The sequence below is a fragment of the Novipirellula galeiformis genome (assembly GCF_007860095.1).
Taxonomy (GTDB): domain Bacteria; phylum Planctomycetota; class Planctomycetia; order Pirellulales; family Pirellulaceae; genus Novipirellula; species Novipirellula galeiformis.
On sequence record NZ_SJPT01000001.1, the window covers coordinates 909,896 to 935,418 of the forward strand.

Consider the following 25,523-nt stretch of genomic DNA (forward strand, 5'->3'; position numbering starts at 1 on the left):
AAAAGTGCGCTAGCGACTGTTGGCGGCTACGCTCGCAGCGTTTTGCAGATTGCGTTCCGACGTTTCGCGGAACAGATCGGCAATCACATCCTCTAGCGGTGGATCCTCCACCGCGACGTCTTCGATCGGATTGTCTCGCAATGTTTCCGCTAACACGCGCGGTACGTCGGCGCGATTGACTCGCACTCGCACCTTGGGCCAATTCTCGTCCAAGACTTCGCCGAACGTCGACATTGATGGCCGATGCCCTTCGGCGAACTGGAGCGTGATGATCTTGGAGCCTGAGAATTTGTCGATGATTCCCGACAGCGATCCGTCGTACTCGATGCGACCATCGGCAACGATCACAACGCGTTTGCACAACGCCGCGATGTCTTTCATGTAATGGCTGGTCAACAGAATCGTGATCTTGCGTTTCTCTTGGTAGTACCGCAAAAACTTCTGGATGTTGTGCTGGGCGATCACGTCCAGACCGATCGTCGGTTCGTCCAAAAACAAGACTTCGGGACTGTGCAATAGTGCCGCGATCAACTCCATCTTCATCCGCTCGCCGAGAGATAATTCCCGCACCGGTTGGCTGAGCAGTCGCCCGACATCGAGCAAATCGGTCAGTTCGGAGAGCGTTGTTTTGAATTGGTCCGCGTCAATGCCGTAGATCTGCTGGTGCAGTCGATACGATTCTTGCGCGGGCAAATCCCACCAAAGCTGGTTTTTCTGGCCCATCACCAGGGCGAATCGGCGACGATAATCGTTTTTCCGCTGCCATGGGACATATCCCATCACCGATGCGGTGCCGCTGGTTGGATTGATCACCCCGCTGAGCAGTTTCAGCGTCGTCGTCTTGCCGGCACCGTTGGGGCCAAGAAAGGCCACAAATTCACCTTGCTGGACATCCAAATCGATCCCGCGAACCGCTTCCACCTCACTGTATTCACGATGGAACAGTCCCCGGATACTCTCGGAAAGCCCCTCGCGTTTCTTGTAGACACGGTACGACTTGGTTAATTGACGGACTTCGATAATGGACATGAATACGGCTGACTCGAGCTAAGGTCGGTACATCGCGCGGAGGCTACGGTCGGTTATTGTAGGGTGCGATGGCAAAGACTGTAGATCCCCCGTGCCAACATCCATTCCACCCCGTCCCCCTGTTTGCAATGCTTTTTACTGGGGAAGGTCCGCTAGCAAGTGGATGAGTATTTGGGGGAGGTTTTGTTTTCGTCCTCCGTTTTTTGTTGTCCCCCAGCAATCCCCTCTTTGGAGTTTCCCACATGAGCACACCGATTCCTGCGATTCGTATTGGACTGGGGTACGATTCCCACCGCCTTGGTAATGGGGGGCCGCTTCGGATCGGAGCGATGGAAATTCCGGCTGAAGTGCATGCGATCGGCCACAGCGATGCCGATGTTTTGCTGCATGCGATCACCGACGCGTTGTTGGGCTCGGTGGCCGAGCCTGATATTGGCCGCTTATTTCCGGACCATGCCGAAGAAAACCGAGACCGTGACAGTCGCGATTTCCTGCATGAAGCTCTTCGTCGGGTCCGCCATCACGGCATGGAAATCGTCAATCTCGACTGCGTTATCTTAGCGGAACGCCCCAAAATGGCACCCCATTTGGATTTGATGCGAGAAACGATCGCGGGGTTGTTAGATATCTCAGTTGATCGAATTGGTATCAAAGCAAAGACGGGCGAAGGGATTGGGGCGATCGGCGGTGCGACCGCGATCGCCGCTCGCGTTGTGGCGCTGGTTTACAGCACGCGGGAATCCTAAATCGCCCTCTACTTGATCGCCTTCTCTCTCTATAATTCCCCGATTCCCACGAAGTTCGATTCTGTGTCGGAATCGTTTGCATCCCTGAAAGTCTTTTTCCCAGAACAGTTTCGATGAGCACTGCTACCGCCTCCACCAGCGTCACGGGGACTTCGGAAACGAAGCCGCCGATCAAAATTTACAACACGCTGAGCAAAACCAAGGAAATCTTTCAGCCTATCGCGCCGCCCAAGGTCGGGATCTATTTGTGTGGTCCCACCGTTTACGCCGAGTCGCACATCGGGCATATGGTCGGCCCTGTGATTTTCGATACGGTCAAACGCTACCTTCGCTACAGCGGCTATGACGTCACTTGGGTGGTCAATATCACCGATGTCGACGACAAATTGATCGCGAAAAGCCGCGAGCGGGGGATTCCGATGAGCCAAATCGCGGTTGAAATGACCGCCGATTACTTGTCGAACCTGCGTGAGTTGGGGGTCAACCAAATTGACTATCTGCCGCGGGCAACCGACCACATGCCGCAAATCATTAGCTTTATCGAGGCGTTGATCGCCAAGGGGCACGCGTACGAAGTCGACGGCGATGTCTTTTTTGACGTGATGAAGGATCCCAACTACGGCCAACTTTCCAATCGCAGCGTCGATGCTCAACAGGGCGAAGGGGGCGAAGCGGCGGCCAAGAAAAAATCCTCAGGCGATTTCGCGCTTTGGAAAAATGCCAAAGGCCAATCGATCGCTTGGGATAGTCCCTGGGGCAAAGGGCGGCCGGGTTGGCATATCGAGTGCTCGGCGATGAGCCACGAAATCCTGGGTGATACGTTCGACATCCACGGCGGCGGCTTGGATTTGATGTTCCCACACCATGAGAACGAACGCGCTCAAAGCGGTTGCTGCCACGATGCACCGATGGTCAAGTATTGGATGCACAACGGGCTGATGCGTGCCGGTGAAAAAGGCAAAGTCGGTGGCAAAAGCGACCGCGAAGAGTCCAACGAAGAGGCCGCAGCAGGCAAGATCAGCCGCAGCAAGGGAGCGGGTGGATTGTCCGATTTGATTCGCCGACACACCGGCGAACGCATCCGGTTCTTCTTGCTCCGCACGCACTATCGATCGACCATCGTGTATGGCGAAGAAGGATTGCAAGAAGCGGGGACGTCGCTCGAAGCGTTCTACCGATTCTTCGATCGTTTCGCCGAGATCAGCGGCAAATCGGTTTACGATTTACAGCCCGCCGCATCGCGAACCGAAGGCGAATTTGATCCAGGTAAAGACGCGTTGCTGGTTGAGATGCACGGCGTTCGGCAAAAGTTCTTGGCCGCCATGGATGACGATTTCAACACTGGCGCAGCGATCAGTGTGTTGTTCGATACGCTGCGTTTGATGAATCGTTTCATGGACGAAAACAAGCTCGACGCCAGCAGCGACAAGGCCTCTGCGGCAGTCGCTTCGCTTGTCGCGGCTGCGACGATCATTCGTGAATTGACTGCGGTGCTTGGCATCTTTGTTAAAGCACCCCCGAAATCGAGTGGCGATGATGGCGACGCGGCGCTGTTGGACAGCGTGGTTCACTTGTTGATCAATTTGCGCAAAGAAGCACGTGAGCGAAAGGATTACGCCACCGGCGATGCGATCCGCGATCGACTGAGCGAGCTCGGCGTCGCACTACTGGATAAGAAAGAAGGCACCAGCTGGGAACGTAGCTCGTGATCAAAGGCGGCGTATCGGGACGGCGGATTCTGGGCATTGACCCCGGTTTGAATACAACCGGGTACGGGGTGATCGAGGTTCACGGTGCGACGATCAAGTTGTGCGAAGCCGGGATCATTCGCAGCCGTGCCAAGGATCCGCTAGAGATGCGTCTGCGAGAGCTCTACACTGGCGTCAAGGAAGTGATCGAGGCGTTGCAGCCCGAGATGATGGCGCTGGAACAGTTGTTTTCGCATTACGAGCGACCGCGAACGGCAATTTTGATGGGCCATGCGCGCGGCGTGATTTGTTTAGCTGCCGGTGAAGCGGAAATTCCGGTAGGGCACTTTGAGCCCACGCGAGTGAAGAAGGTGTTGACCGGGAACGGTCGAGCTCCCAAAAGCCAAATGCAATTGGCGGTGAAGTTGCAGCTGCGGTTAGCGAATCTGCCCGAGCCGGCGGACGTTGCCGATGCATTGGCAATCGCGTTGTGTGGCCATCACTTGGGGATCAACACGCCGCTGGACAAGTTGATGAAGTAAGGAACAAGCGGGAAGTGTCGTGGATCTTGCTAAAAATCCCCGAATCGGTGTAGTGGATCTTGCTAAAGATCCCGGCAGTTAGGGAGGTTTAGCAACCTCCACTACAGGTTCTATCCCACTTTTTAATAACACGTTTTTGTAGGATGCAATCCGTTGATCGTCACGATTACAGGAAAATTGGTTCGCGTTGGCGAGGCCTCGGTGGTGATTGAATCGGCCCCGTTTGAATACGAGGTGTTTGTTGCCGATTTCACACGTCGTCAAATGCAAGGCAAGATCGGTGACGAAGCGCGGCTGCATACGTTGCAGTACATCGAAGGTAACGCGGCTCAAGGCGGACGATTGACTCCGCGATTGATCGGCTTTTTGTCGGAGCCCGAACGCCAATTTTTTGATCTGTTTTGCAGCGTCGACGGCGTCGGCGTCAAGAAGGCGTTGCGCGCGATGGTACGTCCGGTCAAGGAATTGGCGGTGCTGATCGAACAACAAGACGCCAAGTCGCTCTCCGCACTTCCCGGCGTGGGGCCAGCCACGAGCGAGCGGATCATTGCCAAACTGCGTCGCAAGATGCCTCGCTTCGCCTTGATGGTCGATCCAGGGGCGATTGGCGAGACGCAAGAGGCGGGCAGCGAAGTGATCGGCGAGACGTTCGACGCCTTGATCACGTTGGGGCACACCGAAGCGGATGCACGGCGATTGATCGACGAAGCGATCGCAGGGAAGAAGAAGTTCAAGGACACCGAGTCGCTACTAACCGCGATCTACCAGCGTTCGAGTTAGGCTCGGCGTCGATAAAAAAGAGGGATAGGCTTCCGGCCTTGATTGCATCCGCGACAGACTCGAAGTCTATCCCACAAATAAACTCGGCAGTGCTGCGTCAAATTGGCCTCGCGTCATCACCGTGGGCACGCCAGCTTCGCGTGCCGCTTTGAGTTGGTTGATTTGAACGTGAGGCCCATAGGCAATCACTTTCGCAGTCGGACAGCGGGTAGCGATTTCAGCCACCACGTCGGGTATCAATTTGCTGCGTGTTGACAAATCGATGATCACGTAGGCCACCGAGTCGAGGTCCCCTGCGGGCAAATTTCCGCTGAACTTGAATTCCAGCTCGGCGTTTGCTGCGGCACCACGCACGCGTGATGCGAACATCAAATCACCAGACAAAAACAGCACGAGATCAGCGGATGCATTTGTCATCGGATTACTTACGCTTCTCGACTTCGTTCTTCATGAATTTTAAGCCTTCCGTGGCTAACGTAATTTCATCCTTGAACATGCGGCGCCAAATTTTGGTAGCGGCGGCGATCTCGGGAAGCGCTAGTCCAAACGCTTCGATGACCATCCAACCGTCGTAGCCCATTTCGGCAATCGCGTCAAAGTTTTCTTCCCAGCGAACATGTCCTTCGCCCGGGGTGCCGCGATCGTTCTCGCTGATGTGGACATGATAAAGTTTATCGCCACCGACTTTGACTGCGTCTTTGATCCCCTTCTCTTCGATGTTGCTGTGGAAAGTATCGTACATCATTCCGCAAGCGGGATGGTCGACTTCGCGAACAAAACGCGCCGAATCGGCATGACAATTGAGAAAATAACATTCGAAACGGTTCAGCGCCTCGACGCCGAGCTTCACTCCGACGTTACCGGCATGTTCGGCGACCGCTCGCATGCTTTGGACGCCCCATTTCCATTCGTCTTCGGTGGGCCCCGCGCCGCTGAACACGCCGATCGCTGAGTGGTAGGGACCGACCAAGGTTTCGACGCCTGCGGCTGCACAGCAATCCAAGGTCCTCTTCGTCAATTCAATTCCCTTGGCGCGAACGCTTGCGTCGGGGGAAATCGGATTGTCCTCTTCCCCACGAATCGTGACGGCGGTGCGGGCCAACCCGATGTCGTCGAGCTTCTTACCGATCGCTGAGTAGTCGAGGTCAATGTTGAACATCGGCAACTCGACTCCATCGTAGCCAGCCGATTTGAGCTGCTCGCAAACGGGCAGCAGTTCGTCGGTGACTTCGCCAGACCAGAGGAGGAGGTTCATGCCGTATTTCATTGTTCGCCTGTCAATGGTTTGGAAACAAGGGAGGAAAAAGGAGATTCACCGGAGGGGGGCGTGAGCAGTTCGATCCGCCGTGATTCCACTAGCGTAGAGGCTTGCGGAATCCAGTCGCCAATGTGCGGTGGCAAGGCGGCAAGGCCGACACGGCTCATCACTTGATTGAGTCGAAATAAGAGTTTGTCATTGTCGACGTAGTCGTACAAGAACCGTATTTCGATAAATCGATCGATCGTCTTGGCAAGGTTTTGGGTTGGCTTGCCAGTGATTTTGTTGACACAGGCCTGTATTTTCTCGGACGACAGATCGCTCAGCAAGCCGTAGTAGCGGTCCGCAACCGAGGAATCTTCGCGAATCCAGAAGGCATCGAGCAAGATTTCGATCAGAATGTGCCCGACAAACGTCGGCCGAAATCCGGCGTCCCCGGGCAATTGCTCTCGCAGTTGTACCGCCAACGTCAGGTTCGTTTCGACAAACGCCTGGGTCGCATGAAACCATTGGTCATCGTCGACATGTTGAATGATCCCGCTGGCAACGTCGCGGACATGGGGATCTTCGTCGTTGGCCAACAAGAGTGCATGGCGTCGACGAGCTCGGATTTTTCGATCCACGACGCTCAACCAATCTGGCACTGCCGTTCCCGCCGCTTTAAACGGTTGGTCGAAATAGGGTAATGCGTGGCTCAGAAAATTCATGTCGACTAGCCTACCAAGAATCACGAGCGGGTGGCAGGATAGTTCAGTGCGGCGACGAAAACGGTCTCTCTGCGTCACGCAGCGGTGTCGCCAACCACATTCTCATGGTCGGCTACGTCGGTTCCGGCAACGCGCGCCTCCATTTAGCAGCGACCAGCGACATTCCCTCGCCTATCCATGATTTCAGCGGAGGACTCATGGGGATCACCATCAATACGCTCGCGAGTGCGATGGCCGGGCCAAGCAGCAAACTTGCTGGCAGGATGCTGATCAAGAGCATCGGGAAATCGAGCGGGAAGCCATGACGATTCATGGCGAACCAAATGCCAATCATGACGACACCATGAGCCGACAAGGTCGCGATAACAGCGCCTTGTAATCCCAGCATCGGAAGCAAGGCGGCATTCAAAACGAGATTGATGACCAAGCCAACGGCAATGGCAACGCCGACCCACTTGCCACGCTCGGCTACCCACAAATAGTCTTGCCCGATCATGACCAGCGACGCCCAGATGTAAAAAACAAACGCCATTGGCATTAACGACAAACCATCGGAATAACGATTTTGAAGCAAATTGGCAAACAACCATGGTGCGATCAACAAGGTCGCAGCACTTCCCGTGGTGAACACGATCGAAAGCGCGGCCAACACTTTTCGGAGACGCTCGATTACCGCTTCGCGTCGATCGGATTCCCAGTCTGCGGCGAGATAAGGCATCAAGACGCCCGCGATCATGCTGGCCAAACTGATCAACAACACCGGGAAAATCCGACCACTGTGGTATTGTCCCACTGCGGCTTGCCCCATTTGTTCGCCCCCCTGGGTGAAGTGCAAAATCATGTAGCGGTCCGACATCTCGAACAAATTGCTGAGCAAATTCATCGTCCAAAGTGCGATCGCGTAGGGCAGTAAACGTCGCCACATCGATGGAGCATGGAAACGGGAATCGCTGCGTGGCAGCCCCTGCCATCCGTTGGCGAGCGTCCATGCACCCGGCAGAATCGCAATCAAGGACGCAATCGCAAAGCTGAGGATCAAGCCGGTTAAGCCCCCTCCCTGCATCAACCACGCCACTCCAACGATCGTGAACACGACGCTTTGGACGAACTGCATCATCGACGCGACTCGAACTTGACGCAGCGACGAGACCAATTGGTGAACGAAATTAAAGGCGATGATCGCCAACACGCCTGCCGCGACGCTGTAGGTCAACGAGCGGTTATCGGATTCCAGGAAAATTAGCCACCCAAACCAGTCGGGTGCCACCGCTAAACCGGTCATGAAGACAGCGGCACAGCTCACCGTCGCGAGCAGTAAACGCATGACAAGCGCACGGAGGTGCCCTTGTTGCCGATACGTTTCCACGTACCGCGGCAACGATCCTGGCATGCCAAAGAGCATCACGGGAGTTGCCATCGTGATGAAGTCAAACGCCATCGCCCATTGCCCGACCACCGAGTCGTCCATCAAACGACAAAACCAAACACTCCGAAAGAATCCGAGTGATCGTTGCACAATTGTCATCGCCAGGACAACAAGCATGCCGATGGCTAATGAATCGGCTGCGAAGCTCGATTGCGTTTCAGTCTTAGTCGAATTCACAGCAGTGAGATGATGAGGTGTTGGCAGCGTCGTCGTGGATGAGCGTTGTTCCGCGCGAGATGGGGAGGCAACAAACGTCGAGCGATAATGGATCGATGAAACCTGGGATGTTTCCAGCGTCAGGAGGCTGAAAACTTGACCAACGGCCTCGAATCACCATTAAGGTTTACGGATGGCTTTGGATGTAGCGGTTGGTTGGGTTCGAAGTGATTTCACGGTTATGCCGAGCGGGCCCGTTGCGCCGAGCGGACCTGTTGCGCCGAGCGGGCCCGTTGCGAGGAGCGGGCCAGTCGTGCCGAGCGGGCCCGTTATGAGGAGCCGGAGTCAACGGTGGGATTGCAACGAGAGCAATGGTTCGATGGGTTTGTCATCCAGCCGATTTAGGCATGACGCTGGATCTCATCGCGTTGGACGGGGCGACCGGGCGAAAGCTCGAGGTTGGGGGGGATGTTTGTCAGGCTGGCTCGCGTCCGGATTGCGGTCGTCAATTTGGGGGGGCGGGTCTAGGCGTCGTTCGGTTGCGGCGTGAGAAAGCAGGAAGTCACCGGCTTTTGTTTGGCTTGAGCCATTTTCCTAACCTATGTTTCAACTCGCAGCGATACTGTTCTCCCGACCCTACGGTTTCTCCGAATGAACCAGACCTCCTCTTCTTCCCCAGCCGATTCGCTTGGAACCGTTACTGCTCCTGTGGCGGGGGGGGGACCGGCAGATTTTATTGAGAAGAACCTGCAATTGGAAAAGTTGCTCGCGGCGTTGCAGGCGGCGGCGCCGTTGCCTGAGGATCGCTGTTTGACTGCGACCGCCGAGGTCAAGTTTGAGAATCAATTGGCGATGGTGCGTCTTGGCATTGCCACCTCGCTTTTCTTGGCACTACGTGCGAAGCATGTTGCCACCGCAGCGCATTCGTTGCGAGTGGCATTGTCGTGTTCCGCTTGGGCTCATCGACTCGGGCTCGACGAAACGCAGCGAGATCGTATTGAGGTTGCTGCGCTGCTGCACGATCTAGGCAAAATTGGGATTCCTGATCGTGTGCTGCGAAAGCCTGGGAAGTTAACCGTCGAAGAACAATTGACGATGGATTGTTGTTCGCGATTAGGCGTGCAAATCCTAAGTGGTTGCACCAGCGACACCGAATTACTTGACATCGTGATGTACGCAAATTCATGGTATGACGGTCGTCGGCATGACGATGGTCCGCGCGGAGATGCGTTGCCATTGGGAGCTCGGATGCTAGCGATCGCTGATGCGTTCGACGCAATGACGACCGACCATGTGTACCGAAGTGCGATGAGTCGCGAGCGCGCGATTCAAAAGTTAGCCAAGGGTAGCAATTCCCAATTCGATCCTGAGCTGGTGAATGATTTCAGCCGGATGTTGGAAGACCGTCCTGAGATTCTACAAGGCGTGGTCGTGGATCGATGGCTCAAGCAATTGCAGAGCGATTCCGAATTACCCGTTTGGAATGCCGATTTGGACCAAAAGTATGCCGGAGTATCGCTAGAAAATTATCAGGAAGGGGTGTTTCTCAACTCGCTTGTTAGCAAATTGAAAGACGCTGTGGTGTTCACCGACAGCGAAGGGACGGTCACGCGTTGGAACGACGCGATGCAGCGTCTAACCGGCATCTCCAGCGACGCAATGCAGGGCAAGGCATGGAGCAGCGAAGCCATCCGGCTTCGTGAAAAGGATTCGTCGCGTCATGAGGGAGCTTGCATTGTCGCGCAGTGCCTTCGCTCGGCCAGTTCTATCCAACGCAACATGGTCATCGAACAACCCGGCGGCGAGATGACGCCGGTGCATATGCAGGTAACTCCTGTAGCGGGGAGTCGACCCGGATGTTTGGGAACGGTCGTGGTGATTCGCGATGTTTCCGATGAAGCCGATATGCTCGAGAAGCTCGATACGCTCCATCAACAAGTCACTCGCGATCCTCTCACCGGAATTGCGAATCGAGCTTACTTTGATGAGCAACTTGCCTTGTTGACGGAGCGTGCGAAAGCCGGAGGGGCAACCTTTAGTTTGATTATCTGTGACATCGACCACTTCAAACGGGTCAATGATGTGCATGGTCATCCCGCGGGCGATGAAGCCTTGATTCGTTTCGCTGCAATTTTGGAAAACCATAGTCGTGATGGCGATCTGGTCGCTCGTTATGGCGGCGAAGAGTTCTTGTTGATCGCGAATAATTGTGACAATGCGACCACCACGAAACGTGCTGAAGTGATCCGTATGGCGCTCGAACGAACTCCCCTCCCCAGCCTCGGCAACGAAACCGTAACGGCGAGTTTTGGTGTCACCGAGTTCCAAGCCGGAGATTCGGCCGAAACGATCCTGGCTCGATCCGATCGCGCCCTTTTGAAAGCGAAGGACAACGGTCGCAATCGTGTCATTCAACTTGGCTCGGGCAATCCTCCAAGCGACGCTGCCGAGACGCCCAAGCGAGGATGGTTTGCTTGGTTTGACGGCGCCGACCTGCAGAAGAAAAGTGAATTCGATATTTTGACGCCGGTACCCGCGGCGATTGTGATCGAAAAGCTGAGAGGCTTTATTGCCGACCATGATGCCGAAGTGATCCATGTGACCGAAAATCAGGTGTCATTGAAGGTCAATTCGGTGTGCAGCACCGGAGGGCGTCGGCGGGTCGATCATCAAATTGTGCTCAATGCACAGTTGACCCTTAGCGAACAAAAAAACGGTGATCCGTCGCTCCCTGCGACCCGGAATTGGGCCAGCACCAAGGTTCACGTCGTGGTGCGTCCCATCCGAAATCGAGATCGTCGAAACCGGGCGCTGAATCCTTGTGTGGTTCAACTCGTGTCGAGTTTGAGGAGCTACTTGATGGGCGAGATTGTCGCCGATCCCGAGAGCTAAGCAGGTAGGCAGGAATGATTGGGAGAAATCCCATTAGCCGCTTGGGCGTTATCCCCGGTTGAACGTGGGAACCGTGGCTAACGCCAAAATGGCTAATCTACGGAAAGACTCCTGCCTAGCTGCTTAGAGCCGCAGCCAAGGGCGAAATCCTGTAGCCGTAGGGGCGATTCAGCCAAGCGGCTTCACACGCGGCTTCACGCGAAGCAATGCAAGGGGTGATTTCATTCCAATGGTCGGGGCGTTATCGTTCTAGGTTGACGAGAACCTCATATCTTCACCCTAAAACGGAGCGAATTCGGCCATGGCTTACACTTTGCCTGAACTGCCTTACGCGTACGATGCACTGACCCCTCATATCGACGCAAAGACGATGGAGATCCATCACTCCAAGCATCACCAGGCCTACATCACGAAGGTCAACGATGCGATCGCGGGAACCGATTTGGAAAGCAAGTCGATCGAAGATCTGATTTCCGATCTGTCCGCAGTCCCCGAGGCCAAGCGAGGCGCGGTTCGCAACAATGGTGGCGGACACGCCAATCACTCCTTGTTCTGGACCGTGATGGGACCAAGCAAGGGTGGCAATCCCGCGGGCGATTTGGCCGCTGCGATCGACAAGGCGTTTGGTTCTTTCGACGCGATGAAAGAACAGTTTGCCAATGCTGCGGCAACCCGTTTCGGTAGCGGCTGGGCTTGGCTATACGTCGAAGGCGGCGAGCTGAAGATCGGCAGCACTGCGAACCAAGACAACCCATTGATGGGCCAAGCGGTTGCTGGGATCAGCGGCACGCCGATTCTTGGTTTAGACGTTTGGGAGCACGCTTACTACCTGAACTACCAAAACCGCCGTCCCGACTACATTTCCGCTTTCTGGAGCGTCGTCGATTGGGACGCAGTTGCCGACCGCTTTGCAGCGGCAAAGTAGTTTGATGTAACGGGAACGGATCCGGCGCGCTAGCCCAAGCCAGGATGTAGGGCCGGTTCCTACCGGCCGATGACAGGCCGGCCAATGACAAGCCGGCCGGTGGGAACCGGCCCTACGACATCGATCAAGATGTTCTAGCCGCAGGTAAGTTTCAAAAGTGAATGAAGCGAAAAGGCGTTGCCACGGAGTGGCAACGCCTTTTTTCGTTTGTTCATGGACCTAGTGTCGATTGGCGCAAAAAAAAACGGCGGACTCGAAAGTCCGCCGCGTGGTTTGCTCAATCGTAAGCGGTTGAGATCTTACTCGTCGCTGCTAGGTGGGAAGAGAGGACCGGCACTGCCCAGACCGCCCTTGAGTTCGCCTTCGACGGACGACGCAGGGACTTGGTTTTCGGCAGCTTCGGCAGCTGCTGCAGCACGTTCTTGCTCTTCGCCCCACTCGACTCGCTTGAGGGATAGGCCGATCTTGCGTTCGTCGGTATCGACTCGCAAGACCTTGACTTCGATGTCGTCGCCGACCTTGACCACTTCTTCGGGATCTTCGACCTTTTGCTCAGCCAATTCGCTGATGTGCAACAGGCCTTCGAGTCCGTCTTCCAAGCTGATGAAGACACCGAAGTTGGTGATCTTGGTGACCTTGCCCTTGACCAATTGGCCGGGTTGATACTTGTCAGGAATGTCGCCATCCCATGGGTCGTTATCGAGTTGCTTCAGTCCCAGTGCGATGCGGCGACGCTCTTCGTCGACGCTCAAGACGCGGCAAGCAAGCTCTTGGCCCTTTTCGAGCATTTCGCTCGGGTGACCGATCTTGCGAGTCCACGACATGTCGCTGACATGAAGCAGTCCGTCGATGCCTTCTTCCAATTCGATGAACGCACCGTAGTTGGTTAGGTTTCGCACCTTGCCGGTAACATCGGTTCCCTCAGGATAACGCTCGAGCACTTCGTCCCAAGGATTCTTCTGAGTTTGCTTCATGCCGAGCGAAAGCTGTTGACCGGCGGGGTCGACACCAAGAATCTTGACATCGATTTGGTCGCCGATGTTGACCAATTCGCTTGGATGGTTGACTCGCTTGGTCCAGCTCATTTCGCTGATGTGAACTAGGCCTTCGATGCCTGGTTCGAGCTTGACGAACGCACCGTAGCTCATCACGTTGACGACTTCGCCCTTGTGATCGCTGTTGACCGGGTACTTCTCTTCGATGTTTTCCCACGGGTTGCGGTCCTTCTGCTTCAAACCGAGAGCAATCTTTTGCTTTTCGCGGTCGATGTGCAGCACCTTGACTTCGATTTCTTGATCGATCGAAACCATTTCGGTGGGGTGACCAATTCGCTCCCAAGCCATGTCGGTGATGTGGAGCAAACCATCGATACCGCCGAGGTCGACGAACGCACCGAAGTCGGCGATGTTCTTGACAACCCCTTTGCGGATCTGGCCGACTTCGAGTTCTTTCATCAAGTACGCGCGATCTTCTTCGCGTTGACGTTCGATCAACGAACGACGGCTGATCACGATGTTGCGACGCATGTCGTCGATCTTCAGCACTTCGGCTTGGATCACGCGACCAATGAAGTCGCCGATGTCGCCGGGACGTCGAATGTCGACTTGGCTGCCTGGCAAGAAGACGTGGATCACGCCCAACTCGACCAGCAAACCACCCTTGATCTTGCGAACAACGGTACCGGTGACCACCTGGCCCTCGGCAACCTTGTCCATCATGTCTTCCCACTCGATGATCTTTTCCGCTTTGCGCTTGCTCAGCGAGATCATGCCGTAAGGGTCGTCGGCCGCCCCCAGCTCATCCTCCATCTCTTCGATGAGCACTTTGACGGTATCGCCCACCTTGGGTGGGTTTTCGTCGCCGCCCCACTCGTCGAGACTGACGGTGCCTTCACTCTTGAAGCCGACGTCGATTAGGGCCCATTCATCGTTGATTTCAACGATTCGGCCATCGACGAGTTTTCCCTGAGCATAATCTTGCTGTTCCGCTGCCAGGGCTTCGAAAAGGAGCTCTTCGGCCTGGTCCGCAGGGACCAGCAGAGCCAATTCGGCTAGAATATCGTCGTCTTCGAGATTGCGGATGAGGTTACGGTTGACCATGGAAATTGATACCAAGTGAGCTTTGAACCTTCGGTGCGAGACGTGCAGCCGGTTCAAGCTCGGAGGGGGTTAGAGTGCTTGTTTGTCTCTTCAGCTCGACACATCGTCGAGCGCCTAGTGGGGTAACCTAACAAAGGGGCAAAAACGTCACAACAGCTTTACCGCTAGTTTCACGACGAAAAAGCCGATCCGTTGCCATTTTGCGACCAGATCGGTATCAAATGGCCTATCCCGTGTCCGTAGTTGCTCGTTCCGAGCTCGACCCATTCGAAAAGCCCATGTCTGAATCACTCCCACTGCGAGTCGCCATCGGTGGCGATCACGCCGGTTTTCCGCTGAAAAAGATGATCGTCGAGCGTTTTGGCGACCAGGTTAACGCGATGATTGATTGCGGCGCCCACAGTGAAGCGAGCTGTGATTACCCCGATTTTGCGGTCGCAGTAGCAAAAGAAATCCTAGAAGGACGAGCCGACAAGGGAATTATGGTTTGCGGCAGCGGGGTGGGCGTCAGCGTGGCGGCCAACAAAATCCACGGGATTCGGGCCTCGATCTGTCACGACACCTATTCAGCCCACCAAGGCGTCGAGCACGATGACATGAACGTGCTCTGCATCGGCGGGCGGATCATCGGCTCCGAATTGGCATTTGAGATCGTCCAGACATTCCTCGGTGCACAATACGAACCCGAGGATCGACATGCTCGGCGATTGGCCAAAGTTTTGGAAATCGAAAAAAACGGGATTTAATTCGCGTTTGCTTACTTTGCGTAGCCGTTGGGATGGGCTTGATGCCACTTCCAAGCGGTTTCGACGATCGATTTGACGTCCATGTATTTGGGTTGCCATCCGAGCCGCTGCTGGGCCATGCGGGCGTCAGCGATCAATTCCGAAGGGTCACCGGCGCGGCGCGGCCCCATTTTTTCTGGAATGGGGTGCCCCGTGACTTCGCGGCACGCTTCGATGATCTCGCGGACACTGGTGCCGCGACCTGTACCTAGGTTCACGCACAAGCCTTTGCCAGGCTCGATTTTGTCGAGCGCCAGCAAATGAGCGGCGCCAAGATCGTCAACGTGGATGTAGTCACGGACACAGGTGCCATCTTCGGTCGCGTAGTCGTCACCAAAGATGGTGATCGCGTCGCGTTGTCCGAGTGCGACTTGTAACACGATGGGAATCAGGTGCGTTTCAGGGTCGTGATCTTCGCCGATCGATCCGTCCGGGCGTGCACCGGCTGCGTTAAAGTAGCGAAGCGCCGCGTAGCCAAAACCGTACGCCGCGGCATAGTCGGCCAAGGCATGTTCAAACACCATTTTGGTGAATCCATACGGATTGATCGGATTCTGGGGGGTCGTTTCTGGGATCGGAATCGTGTCGGGTTCCCCGTACGTGGCCGTGGTGCTGCTAAACACAATTTTCTTTACGTCGGCTTCACGCATTGCGTCGAGCAGTTCGACTGCATCGATCACGTTGTTGCGATAGTAAAGAGCCGGATCGTTGACGGATTCGTTCACCAAGGCGAAGGCGGCGAAGTGCATCACGGCATCAATTTTTTTGTCGCGAAGCGTTCGCACGACTTTGGCTCGGTCGGACAATTCGCCTTGAACCAGCATGCCATCGGGGACCGATGCGGCGTGGCCTCGCGAGAGATTGTCATAAACGGTGACCGAGTGTCCGGCGTCTAGTAGCAATCGAACCGCGTGAGAACCGATATATCCCGCGCCACCTACCACTAGAACATTCATGGCAATCGTACTTTCTAAAACAGTTGGAATGGTCGGACGTACAAAAAGACAAAACCAAGTGGGAACGCCATCTCTGTCCAAGGGCGACCGTGTCGTTTGTCGAATCAGCAGATAAGGGTAGTTTCATGATTCCGCCAATGCCATAGCAGTGCTACGTGACGTCCACATGCCTAGCATCCTGTGCTGCGTGATGAAGACAGGCTGGAAACCTATCCCACATTTTCAATCTCGCAGGGGGATGCCTTGGCAAAACGACCCACCAAGCTCGAATTGCTTCAGAAGGCGGGGCCGCCGCCCAAGTCGAGTCGTGCGACCGAAACGGTTTGCAACGAGTTCCTCGACTATTTGCGTAGTGAATGCCACTTAGCGGCCAACACGATCGCCGCCTATGGTCGCGACATGCGCCGCTTCACGACTTGGCTCGGCACCGGGGCGCTAAACCAAATCTCGATTAGTGATTTGTCATCCTATGTTGGTGAGCTTAACGAAGCGGAGTTGGCCCCGGCATCGATCGCGCGAAACGTGGTCGCGGTTCGCACGTTCTTCAAGTATTTACAGCTTGAAGGGATCGTCGAAAGCAATCCCGCCGAGCTGATTGCCACTCAGAAAATGTGGGAGCGTGTGCCGGGCGTTTTGTCGACTCGGCAAGTCGAAGGGTTTCTCGCTTCCCCACGAAAATCAGATGTGTATTGGCAGCGTGATGTGGCCATGTTGGAGGTGTTGTACGCGACCGGATGCCGTGCCTCGGAAGTTTGCTCGATCCGCGTGCGGGACATGTCGCTAAGCGAAAAGTTTTTGAAGTGCGAAGGCAAAGGGGGCAAGCAGCGCATGGTGCCGATCGGTTCGCGAGCGATCGCTGCGATCGTTCGTTATTGTGAAGAGTTGCGAGGTAAATTGGCGGAAAAGAGCCCCCATCCCCCCGAGGAACTGTTCTTGTCACGCAGCGGTCGTGCTCTGGATCGCATTCATTTGTGGCGACTGGTGAAGTTCTATGCCAAACGCGTTGGAATCGACCCGTCGATTAGCCCCCATAGTTTGCGGCATAGTTTTGCAACGCATTTATTGGCCGGTGGCGCCGATTTGCGATTGGTGCAGGAGATGCTGGGACACGCGAGCATTCAGACAACGCAAATCTATACCCATGTGGAGCACTCGCGGCTCAAGAAGGTGCATCAACGTTTTCATCCCCGCGCGTGATACGCGGGTGGACGATCGTTTGCACAGCGTCAATCGTTTGCATGGTGGCAATCGCTTGCGCTGGGGCCGATGCGGTGCAGCGGTTGTTTGGTAGCGGTTGTTTGGCAGCCGAGTCTCGGGGGCGTTCCGGCGCGCGGGATCAATTGGGCCAGTCGGGGTCCGCGATTTTGCGGCCCATGGCGGACAATCGTGATTGGGCATCGAGCAGTCGTTGCCAAGCGGAGAAGGAGAGTACGACCTCGTCGCTGCCTTCGTTGGTCTTTGCCGTTTCGATCAATTTGTGCAAACGTGCTTGAAGGTAATCAAGGATCTCACAAAGTTGCGCCTTCTGGCCTGGCGAGAGTCCATCGGGAATCGATGGAGTGTCGACGATTTGGATCAGTTCGGAGGGGTAAGGGGACTTCGATTCTTGGTTCAGTTCCAGCGCAATCGAGCTTTCTGCGGATGACATGTCGCGGCTGAGCGTCGGGTTGTCACTTCCCATCGCGGCCAGTCGTGCGGCGATTTGCTCTTCTGAGCCGACCAAAATCAAGCTGCGACCCAGGGCGATTAAATCGCCATGGCGCAGGATCTTCAGCTGGCACTCGGTGCCGTTGACTTTTGTGCCATTGGTGCTGTCCAAATCCGTCAGCACGAGACGTTCATTGTCACGCTGGACTTTGAAGTGACAGCGACTGACACGCTCGTCATTAAGCTGGATGTCATTGCCTTCTTCGCGACCGACGGTCAGCGGTGGCTGCAGGTCTTCATAAACCTTGCCGCGATCAGCGCCATGGAGGATCTTGAGGGTCACGCCCGACATGGGGCTCTCCGCATGGAAAGGAAAAGGAGGACATTGGGTCTAGGTCGAGGGGGCCAAGTATAAACGCTATTGACGGTCGAGTCACCGCAGACCCCGTTGTTAATAGGGATCTTTCTGTTCTTTCACAATCCGCTTGGCCCCCAGGGGGCTGGGGGCACCGAAACAAATGCTTGCGAAAAAAACGCGAAATTTCTACTGAACTTCAGCAATGATACATTTTAAATAGTCGCTTTCGGGACAGGAAATGGCGACGGGGTGATCCGGGGACGGTCCTCGATTCTCCAACACGATCAAATCACGACGTTTTCGGCGTCCAACATCAAGCAGCATATTCAAGAACTCCGATCGCGAAACACGTCCGCTGCAGCTACAGGTGACAAGAACGCCGCCGGGGGGAATCAATTCGACGGCGAGCGAATTGAGTCGTCGATAGGCTCGCAACGCAGTATCGACTTGATGACGGCTGCCGGCAAATCGAGGTGGATCGAGCACGACGGCATCAAAACGTTGCCCTTCGTCGCCGAGTCGCTTCAGTTCATCAAAGCAATCCCCCTGCGAAAATTCGATGTCGCCATACGCCTCGGTGTCCAAAGCGTTGCGCGTGACCGCTTCTTGAGCATGCTCGAGTGCCGCTTGACTCGAATCGATGCCGAGGACGGACTTCGCTCCTTTTTTGAGTGCTAGCAAACCGAAGCCCCCATTGTAGCAGCAGACGTCGAGCACCCGACGGCCGTTGAAATAATGGGACGCGGCGAGGTGATTGAGGCGTTGATCGAGGTACCCCCCCGTTTTTTGTCCGCCATGAAGATCGACGGCTAATTTCAGCTCATTTTGCTGATACAGCACCGGTTCGGTTTGTCCACGCCCATCGAACCATTCGTTTTGAGCTTCAATTCCTTCATGTTTCGCGGTTTTTTCATCGATTCGCACCATCATCACGCGGGCCGCCAGCGTGGTTTGGAGGTGTTCGAGAATCGGCCGCTGCCAACGCAGCAATGCGCCGGCGGTGAATTGAACCCCCAAACAATCGGCGTAGCGGTCAACGATCAAGCCGCTCAAGAGGTCCGATTCGCTGAACACAATTCGCTCGGCGGCCTCAGGATCGAGCGGGCCACTGAGCCGCCGGCGGGCGATGGCGGCATCGATTTTCGATCGCCAATAGTGCTCGTTGATTTCGGTATTGGCATCGAAGGCGTACAGCCGAATTCGCAGTCGGCTGTGGGGGTTGATCACGCCGCGAGCGACCCAATTTCCATCAAAATCGAGTAAATCAACGACTTGGCCGCATTCCAATTGATGGCCGGTTTCCGACAAAGCGTGGGCGTGAACCCAAGGGTGACGGGCAAGGAACGGGAATTGTCGGGAAGGTTTTAAGCGAAGAGGAACAGGAGTTTCAGAAAATGCCACGCGTCGTTGGTCCTAGTGGAAATGGCCTATGATGGGTTGGGGACTCGGCAATGATGATCATCGTAATCGGTCGAAGCCCGATTCACGGTCGCAAAGCCCACTTTTCGATTCGATTGAATGAGCCGATAGGATGATCGATTCGAGAGGTTTTCAAAATGCCCGCTCGCCTTCGGGAACCAAACTGCGCACAATGGGGTCGGTTAAGGTGGAGCGACTGGGTTGTCCGGTCGATAAACTGAAGACGAGTCGACACGCGGATGGTGCGTGACGATCGTACGCGAATTTGCTTCAAAGAAAGGTCATCTGCTATGACACATGTTGTTTGCGAGCCATGCTCAGGATGCAAATACACTGATTGTGTTGTTGTTTGTCCAGTAGAGTGCTTCTACGAGGGCGATCAAATGTTGTATATCCACCCAGAAGAATGCATCGACTGTGAAGCGTGCGTTCCTGAATGTCCCGTTGAAGCAATCTTCCACGAAGACAATGTTCCTGAGGAATGGAAGAGCTACATCGAACTCAACGCCGAGAAAGCCGAATCGGATGAGTGCGACGTGATTACCGAAAAGAAAGAGCCGTTGGCCGACAAGTAGTCGCTTCGCGTACCTTGTACGGAAAGCGTCTGCGGGCACCGAAATCGAAAAACCCTCCATGAGAATGCTCACGGAGGGTTTTTTATGGGGCGGGGGCGAGTGCCAATGGCCTTCGATTCCGTCTGCGGCTAGCACCGTCGGCTCACATCGCATTGCCAAGCTTACGAGTTCTCAACTTGATTCACCTCCGGTAGGAAGGTTTTCCAGCAATGGTAGCGTGGATCTTCCATCGATTGGGTTAACATCGGATTGAAACGTGGTTTCACCGGTCGATTCAACAATTGCATGCGCGCCTGTTGTGGGGTTCGCCCCCCTTTGCGACCGTTGCATTTCAAGCAGCAGCAAACGATGTTTTCCCACGTGGTCGGTCCGCCATGGGATCGCGGGATGACGTGGTCCAGGCTCAGTTTGTGGATCGGTTCGATGCGACCACAGTACTGACATTGATTGTCGTCACGGGCGAACAGATTTCGGCGATTGAAACGAACCGATTGCACGGGCATGCGATCGAATCGCGTCAGGCGAACAATCCGTGGCACTCGAAGTTCAAAGTTCACGGCGCGGATATAGTCCTCGCCCGGTTGTTTCTCAAGTGACGTTAACTGGCTCAGTTCGCACCAGCTTTCAAAGTCATAACTGACGTATTGATCGTCGTCATGGCAGATCACTTCGGCACATTCACGGTACAGCAACGTGAACGTTCGCCGTACGTTGACCACGCGGATCGCCATGTAAAAACGATTAAGCACTAACACATTTGTGTCGAGAACACTTTGCGACATAAGCAATTCGATCCTTCCGTTAGTCTCTGGATTTAGGAACTTCGTGGGACGAATCCGTCCAGCCGGTGTGGTAGCGCACCGACGGAAGACCCACTTTCGCAGCGAGGTGGATTGCCAATCCATTCACTCTCAGCGGGCACAGCGGTAGACTGCTCTTTGACACCCAAAAGCCAGATCGGGGTTCGCAACTGTTTTGCGTTGTTTCTTACCCGTAATTGTAGGGTGTATGGGCTTGCTAGCCATCCAAATCTGACCGTGGTTTATCGCAATTTCACCCAAGTTTCATGCCTGATTGCTTGCGGTTTGACTCGAGTTTTCGGCCGCCCCCCCTGCCCTTGATGACTCAATGCTTGCATTTCCTTCCCACGTTTTGATCTTGGCCTTTGCGTTTGATACCGAACGATGGTTGGGTTGGCTGGGGCCAGCCGGGTCGATAATTGCCGCGGTTTTGCTGGTCGTTGTCTGTATTGCGGCGTGGGGTTTGAACCTGGTGACGTTGCCTGGGAACTGGATTTCCGTCGCCGCGATGGCATTGTATGCATGGTTGGGCCCAAGTGAGGGGCGATTGGCGATTGGAACGGCCTCGCTTGGGGTGGCGTTTTTATTTGCACTGCTCGGGGAAATCGTGGAATTTGCCGCAGGAGCACTCGGAGCTCAGAAAGCGGGGGCAAGTCGCCGTTCGACGTTGTATGCGGTCGCCGGTTCGATGGCCGGAGCGTTGATCGGGGCGTTCGTCGGGATTCCCGTTCCCATTTTGGGGCCGATTTTGGCCGCTATTTTGTTTGGCGGCGTGGGCGCGACCGCCGGGGCGATTTATGGCGAATGGACCGATGGCCGGTCTTGGCGAGAAAGCTGGACCGTGGGACACGCTGCGTTTTGGGGCCGGACGTTTGGAACTCTGGGAAAATTCATTTTCGGTTTGGCCGTCGTGCTCACCGCATTGATCGGCGTGTTGGTGTAAGCCCTCCCTCCCTACCCTGCCCTACCCTACCCTGGCCTGGCCTCGTTTGGATCGGTCTGGTTGTTCAACCTGATTGGGCTCCTCGTTCACCGCCAATTTCGCTTACGCGTCACTCGCCAATCACCCAGGGATCGATTGACTTTGGGAGGCCAGATTTCCTAGGCTCCTCGGCGGAAGGCTTCATTTTTTTCAATACGGCCCAGAATACGGCCCAGGTTGCATGTCCCACGCGCGGCGCACGAACGACCGTCGGCGGCGAGTTCTTTATTCGACTCAGCAAGCCGACCTCACCACTTCGACGGCCGCCAGTCGTCGAGCGGCGGAGCAGCTGCGCGAAGCGAGGCGACCGACGGCGGCTTATGCGGCGCGGGTTCACCGACGACTTCGCGGTCGTTGGTTTTCACTTGTCCCGGTTAAACGACGAACATTGGTCTGCGTGGCTGGCATGCTGTGGGGCATCGCGATTTTGCTCTGTGGTGCCCACTACGCGTCGGTCGCTTGGCCAGCGATCGTGAACCAGCCCGAGATTGCCAGACCGCTGCGTTTAGATCGTCCCGACAGTTTTGGGCGTTGGGTTACGTGCGTCATGTTGGCGGCTTGCGCCGGCGCCTCGCTACTGATCTACCAAGTTCGCCGCTATCGAGTGGATGATTACACGGGCCAATATCGGCTGTGGCGACTGGTGCTGATTGTGATGTTCGTGGCCAGCATCAATTCGCTTGTTTCGGTCGTTGATTGGGCAGGCGCGATGTTAGACGTGGCTTTCGGGAAACGGGTCGCGCTATCGGGAAATGATTGGCTTGGGATCGTGATTTCGATCGGTGGCGCAGTGCTTGCCATTCGTTTGGTCGCTGAAGTGCGTCGTTCGCGTTGGGCGCTTCTGACGATGATTGCAGCATGGTTAATCATGGCGATTGCTCCCGCTGCGAAGTGGCACTTCTTCGCCGTCGAATCGATTGGCAGGTGGTCGATCGTGACCAGCGCCCCGCTGTTAGCCTGTACGACATTGTTCATTTCGCTTGGTGGCTATTTGCGAATGTTGTTTCGAGAGGTTCGCAATCTTGACGAGAATGACTCCCTCGCCGAACGCTTCGAGGAGCTGAAGGTTCGCTTCTACGCGAGGCGTGGCGAAGCGGAGGTCACCGGCAGCCGCGAAAAGGATGCCGCCCCAAGTGAACAAGAGGCCCCCAAGCGAAAGCCGAAACCAAAGCCACGACGAGAAGTCGCATCGGATCAAGGCGATGCGGACGACGAAGCTCATGAAGCAGCGGCTGAAGCCGAAACGGGGAAACGCCGTTGGTGGTCCCTTCGCCGCGGCAAAAAGGCGAGCGATTCGGTGGCTGAGGACGATGACCAAGCTGACGATGGCGACGACGCAAGCCAAGAAGAATCAAACTCAGCGGAGTCGGAAACGGGCAAGCGTCGTTGGTGGTCACGTCGCCGTACTAAAACGACGCTCGAGAGTGCGGTGGAGGAAGATCAGCGTGACGATCAAGACAATGATTTGTCGCACGAATCCGATGGCGACGATGAATCGCAGCCTCGCCAAAAACGGCGTTGGTTTGGCTTGAGAGCCGCCAAGGCCGAGTTGCCTGAATCCAACGATGAGGGGGACGCGGCCGAAGAGGATCCGGACGAAACGCAAACGCCCAAGAAACGAGGTCGTTTCTCGATGGGATTCGGTCGTCGTGCGAAGGCTGATGCCGGCCCCGAGGAACCCGCCGATGGAAACCGAGCCGAGGGAGACGAGGATGGCGAAGACGTCGTCGCCCAAAATGATCCGCCGGCCAAGAAGCGAGGACTTGGCGGTTGGCTGAGCCGCGGAGCCAAAGCGACGTCGGAAGCCGACGAACGCTGTGAGGACGATGCGGACGATCGTTCGGTCCAGGCGGGCGGCAATCAAGATGACAGCGATGCCGACAGTCAAGAATGGGTGGATCCAGACGACATCGACTGGGATTCATTGAACAAAACCGAGCGTCGGAAGCTGCGCAAGCAGCTCAAACGCCAAGATCGAGCCGCCTAAAAGTCACGCCGTCTAGAAGTTGGGGCATCCCGGGCTGAGCGGCACGCCGAAAAGCTGATGTGGGGTCGCTTTGGCGGTCCTTCGTTGAGCTTTGATTTTGGGCTTCTATGACCCGAACCCCTTCATCGGGTATCTTCATCAAAGCGTGTTAGTTGTTCGCGACTCCCTTTTTTGAACCCTCCATCGATCCCGCTTCCATGATTCGAACTCGATTTGCTCCCAGCCCGACAGGTTACCTTCACATTGGTGGTGTCCGCACCGCTCTGTTTAATTGGTTGATTGCACGCAAATCGGGTGGTCAATTTATCCTCCGCATCGATGATACCGATGCGGGCCGGAACGTGAACGAAGCGATCCAGCCCATTTTGGATGGATTTCGCTGGCTTGGAATGACCTGGGACGAGGGCCCCGAAGTGGGCGGGCCTCACGAGCCATATTTTCAGTCTCAGCGTGCCGATCGGCATCGCGAAGCGGCCCAGGCGTTGCTGGAAAGTGGGCACGCTTATCGCGATTATTCACGCCCCGAGGAGTTCACGGCGCTGCGTGAAGAAGCGCAGAAATCGGGCAAACAATTCATCTACGACCGTCGCTGGATGGCCGCCGATGATGCCGCCGCCGCTGCGTTCGAAGCCGAGGGACGAACGGCGGTCGTGCGTTTAAAGATGCCACGGGAAGGCGAGTGCGTGATCTCGGACCTCGTGCGTGACGAGGTTCGTGTGGCCTGGGCTTCCGAGCAAGATCATGTGATCCAACGCGCCGACGGCAGCTGTTTGTATCACCTTGCCAGTGTGGTCGATGACCATGACTATGCGATCACGCATGTCGTGCGATCCGAAGAGCATTTGTCGAACACGCCACGCCAAATTTTTATCCTCGAATCGCTTGGATACGAGCGACCGATTTACGCCCACTTGCCGTACGTTGCCGAACCCGGCGGGCACGCAAAACTGAGCAAGCGAAAATTGGCCAAGTACGAAAAGAACAAGGACTTTGCCGAACTGCTCGCGCGGGGACGCCGGATTGCCGATCGCTGTGGGATCGCCACCGAAGCGGATACGTTTAACCCGGTGATTGTCGACTTTTATCGTGAGATTGGTTTCTCCGTCGATGCGATTTTGAACTATTTGTTGCTGCTCGGGTGGGCCCTCGACGGCGAGCGCGAGAAGTTCACGATCGCCGAAATGACGGAGTTGTTTTCGCTCCAACGCGTGACCAAGTCGCCCGCTTCGTTTGACCCTCAAAAGTTGCTCTCCTTCCAAGGCGATGCCTTTGCCGCCTTGCCGCTTGAAGAACGGATCACGCGAGTCAGGCCGTTCGCACAGCGCGCGGGATTGTTGCAGGGAGCGGATGCCGAAGCGAAATTGAGTCAAGTGGTTAGCGGCGCGGGCGACCGGCTCAAGATTGCCGGCGATATCCTCGATTTCGATTACTGTTTTATTGATGAGTTTCCCGTCGATGCCAAAGCGTATGCAAAGCGAATTACGGGAGACCCGGCAGCGAAAGCGTTGCTGAGCAAGCTGCGTGACCGGTTTGCCGAGGCCCAAGAGTTCACGATCGAGTCGAGCGAAACACTGGTCAAACAGTTTTGCGAGACCGAGCAAATCAAACTCGGCAATATCATTCATGCCCTGCGTGTGGCCACCACGGGAACGGCGGCTGGGTTTGGCATGTTTGAAACCCTTGCCGTGATCGGTCAAGAGAAGGTGGTTGCGCGAATCGACCGTGTTTTGCAGTCGTAGGTGTTTCGCTGTCGTCGACGCATCAAC

Annotated in this window: 22 protein-coding genes; 12 read left to right on the plus strand and 10 right to left on the minus strand. The window is 55.6% G+C overall.

Going from position 1 to position 25,523, the window contains the following annotated elements:
• Window positions 1-9: 9 nt before the first annotated feature.
• The gene (locus Pla52o_RS03220; RefSeq protein ID WP_146593111.1) at window positions 10-1,029 is read right to left on the minus strand and encodes an ABC transporter ATP-binding protein; all 1,020 of its coding nucleotides are present in this window, start codon (window positions 1,027-1,029) and stop codon (window positions 10-12) included.
• Between the two features lie 242 nt (window positions 1,030-1,271).
• Here Pla52o_RS03220 and ispF point away from each other — a divergent pair, with 242 nt between their 5' ends.
• The 4 genes from ispF to ruvA all read left to right on the plus strand — a co-directional run bounded on the left by ispF (window position 1,272) and on the right by ruvA (window position 4,785).
• Window positions 1,272-1,775, plus strand: a complete 504-nt coding sequence (ispF, locus tag Pla52o_RS03225; RefSeq protein WP_146593112.1) for a 2-C-methyl-D-erythritol 2,4-cyclodiphosphate synthase — start codon at window positions 1,272-1,274, stop codon at window positions 1,773-1,775.
• A gap of 113 nt (window positions 1,776-1,888) precedes the next feature.
• The gene (gene cysS / locus Pla52o_RS03230; protein WP_146593113.1) at window positions 1,889-3,484 is read left to right on the plus strand and encodes a cysteine--tRNA ligase; all 1,596 of its coding nucleotides are present in this window, start codon (window positions 1,889-1,891) and stop codon (window positions 3,482-3,484) included.
• 29 nt (window positions 3,485-3,513) lie between these two features.
• A complete protein-coding gene (ruvC, locus tag Pla52o_RS03235; protein ID WP_146593537.1) occupies window positions 3,514-4,005 on the plus strand; it encodes a crossover junction endodeoxyribonuclease RuvC in 492 nt (163 codons plus the stop codon).
• A gap of 153 nt (window positions 4,006-4,158) precedes the next feature.
• Complete coding sequence (gene ruvA / locus Pla52o_RS03240) at window positions 4,159-4,785, plus strand: Holliday junction branch migration protein RuvA (RefSeq protein ID WP_146593114.1); 627 nt, start codon at window positions 4,159-4,161, stop codon at window positions 4,783-4,785.
• 66 nt (window positions 4,786-4,851) lie between these two features.
• Here ruvA and Pla52o_RS03245 read toward each other — a convergent pair whose 3' ends face one another.
• The 4 genes from Pla52o_RS03245 to Pla52o_RS03260 form a co-directional block, all read right to left on the minus strand.
• Window positions 4,852-5,202, minus strand: coding sequence for a histidine kinase (locus Pla52o_RS03245; RefSeq protein WP_146593115.1), 351 nt, complete (start codon window positions 5,200-5,202; stop codon window positions 4,852-4,854).
• A gap of 4 nt (window positions 5,203-5,206) precedes the next feature.
• Window positions 5,207-6,052, minus strand: a complete 846-nt coding sequence (locus Pla52o_RS03250) for a sugar phosphate isomerase/epimerase family protein (RefSeq protein WP_146593116.1) — start codon at window positions 6,050-6,052, stop codon at window positions 5,207-5,209.
• The gene (locus Pla52o_RS03255) at window positions 6,049-6,750 is read right to left on the minus strand and encodes a hypothetical protein (protein WP_146593117.1); all 702 of its coding nucleotides are present in this window, start codon (window positions 6,748-6,750) and stop codon (window positions 6,049-6,051) included. The genes Pla52o_RS03250 and Pla52o_RS03255 overlap by 4 nt, the downstream gene beginning before the upstream one ends.
• Window positions 6,751-6,862: 112 nt before the next feature.
• Window positions 6,863-8,353: a lipopolysaccharide biosynthesis protein gene (locus Pla52o_RS03260; protein WP_146593118.1), complete on the minus strand. Its 1,491-nt coding sequence runs from the start codon at window positions 8,351-8,353 to the stop codon at window positions 6,863-6,865.
• A gap of 630 nt (window positions 8,354-8,983) precedes the next feature.
• Here Pla52o_RS03260 and Pla52o_RS03270 point away from each other — a divergent pair.
• The gene (locus tag Pla52o_RS03270; RefSeq protein ID WP_146593119.1) at window positions 8,984-11,224 is read left to right on the plus strand and encodes a sensor domain-containing diguanylate cyclase/phosphohydrolase; all 2,241 of its coding nucleotides are present in this window, start codon (window positions 8,984-8,986) and stop codon (window positions 11,222-11,224) included.
• A 301-nt stretch (window positions 11,225-11,525) separates the two neighbouring features.
• Entirely contained in the window at window positions 11,526-12,149 is a 624-nt protein-coding gene (locus Pla52o_RS03275) for a superoxide dismutase (protein WP_146593120.1), read from the plus strand.
• A gap of 299 nt (window positions 12,150-12,448) precedes the next feature.
• Here Pla52o_RS03275 and Pla52o_RS03280 read toward each other — a convergent pair whose 3' ends face one another.
• Window positions 12,449-14,248 carry a 30S ribosomal protein S1 gene (locus tag Pla52o_RS03280; protein WP_146593121.1) on the minus strand — a complete coding sequence of 600 codons (1,800 nt, stop codon included), beginning with the start codon at window positions 14,246-14,248 and terminating at the stop codon, window positions 12,449-12,451.
• Window positions 14,249-14,526: 278 nt separating this feature from the next.
• On the opposite strand from Pla52o_RS03280, the gene rpiB reads away from it, so the two are divergent.
• Window positions 14,527-14,994, plus strand: coding sequence for a ribose 5-phosphate isomerase B (rpiB, locus tag Pla52o_RS03285; RefSeq protein ID WP_146593122.1), 468 nt, complete (start codon window positions 14,527-14,529; stop codon window positions 14,992-14,994).
• Window positions 14,995-15,005: 11 nt separating this feature from the next.
• Here the strand turns inward: rpiB and galE are convergent, their stop codons facing one another.
• On the minus strand, window positions 15,006-15,989 hold the full coding sequence (galE, locus tag Pla52o_RS03290; RefSeq protein ID WP_146593123.1) for a UDP-glucose 4-epimerase GalE: 984 nt from the start codon (window positions 15,987-15,989) through the stop codon (window positions 15,006-15,008).
• 243 nt (window positions 15,990-16,232) lie between these two features.
• Between galE and xerD the strand changes: the two genes are divergently transcribed.
• Complete coding sequence (gene xerD, locus Pla52o_RS03295) at window positions 16,233-17,186, plus strand: site-specific tyrosine recombinase XerD (RefSeq protein WP_146593124.1); 954 nt, start codon at window positions 16,233-16,235, stop codon at window positions 17,184-17,186.
• 139 nt (window positions 17,187-17,325) lie between these two features.
• On the opposite strand, the gene Pla52o_RS03300 is transcribed toward xerD, so the two are convergent.
• Window positions 17,326-17,988 (minus strand): FHA domain-containing protein, encoded by a 663-nt coding sequence (locus Pla52o_RS03300; protein WP_146593125.1) that lies wholly within the window; start codon window positions 17,986-17,988, stop codon window positions 17,326-17,328.
• Window positions 17,989-18,180: 192 nt separating this feature from the next.
• A complete protein-coding gene (locus Pla52o_RS03305) occupies window positions 18,181-19,395 on the minus strand; it encodes a class I SAM-dependent rRNA methyltransferase (RefSeq protein ID WP_146593126.1) in 1,215 nt (404 codons plus the stop codon).
• 308 nt (window positions 19,396-19,703) lie between these two features.
• Here Pla52o_RS03305 and Pla52o_RS03310 point away from each other — a divergent pair, with 308 nt between their 5' ends.
• Window positions 19,704-19,988, plus strand: a complete 285-nt coding sequence (locus Pla52o_RS03310) for a ferredoxin family protein (RefSeq protein WP_146593127.1) — start codon at window positions 19,704-19,706, stop codon at window positions 19,986-19,988.
• Between the two features lie 161 nt (window positions 19,989-20,149).
• On the opposite strand, the gene Pla52o_RS03315 is transcribed toward Pla52o_RS03310, so the two are convergent.
• Window positions 20,150-20,770 carry an HNH endonuclease gene (locus Pla52o_RS03315; RefSeq protein ID WP_146593128.1) on the minus strand — a complete coding sequence of 207 codons (621 nt, stop codon included), beginning with the start codon at window positions 20,768-20,770 and terminating at the stop codon, window positions 20,150-20,152.
• A gap of 346 nt (window positions 20,771-21,116) precedes the next feature.
• Between Pla52o_RS03315 and Pla52o_RS03320 the strand changes: the two genes are divergently transcribed.
• From Pla52o_RS03320 to gltX, 3 genes are all read left to right on the plus strand, one after another.
• The gene (locus Pla52o_RS03320) at window positions 21,117-21,731 is read left to right on the plus strand and encodes a DUF456 domain-containing protein (RefSeq protein WP_146593129.1); all 615 of its coding nucleotides are present in this window, start codon (window positions 21,117-21,119) and stop codon (window positions 21,729-21,731) included.
• 220 nt (window positions 21,732-21,951) lie between these two features.
• Entirely contained in the window at window positions 21,952-23,757 is a 1,806-nt protein-coding gene (locus tag Pla52o_RS03325; RefSeq protein WP_146593130.1) for a hypothetical protein, read from the plus strand.
• Window positions 23,758-23,954: 197 nt separating this feature from the next.
• Window positions 23,955-25,496, plus strand: coding sequence for a glutamate--tRNA ligase (gene gltX, locus Pla52o_RS03330; protein WP_146593131.1), 1,542 nt, complete (start codon window positions 23,955-23,957; stop codon window positions 25,494-25,496).
• The last annotated feature ends 27 nt before the right edge of the window (window positions 25,497-25,523 follow it).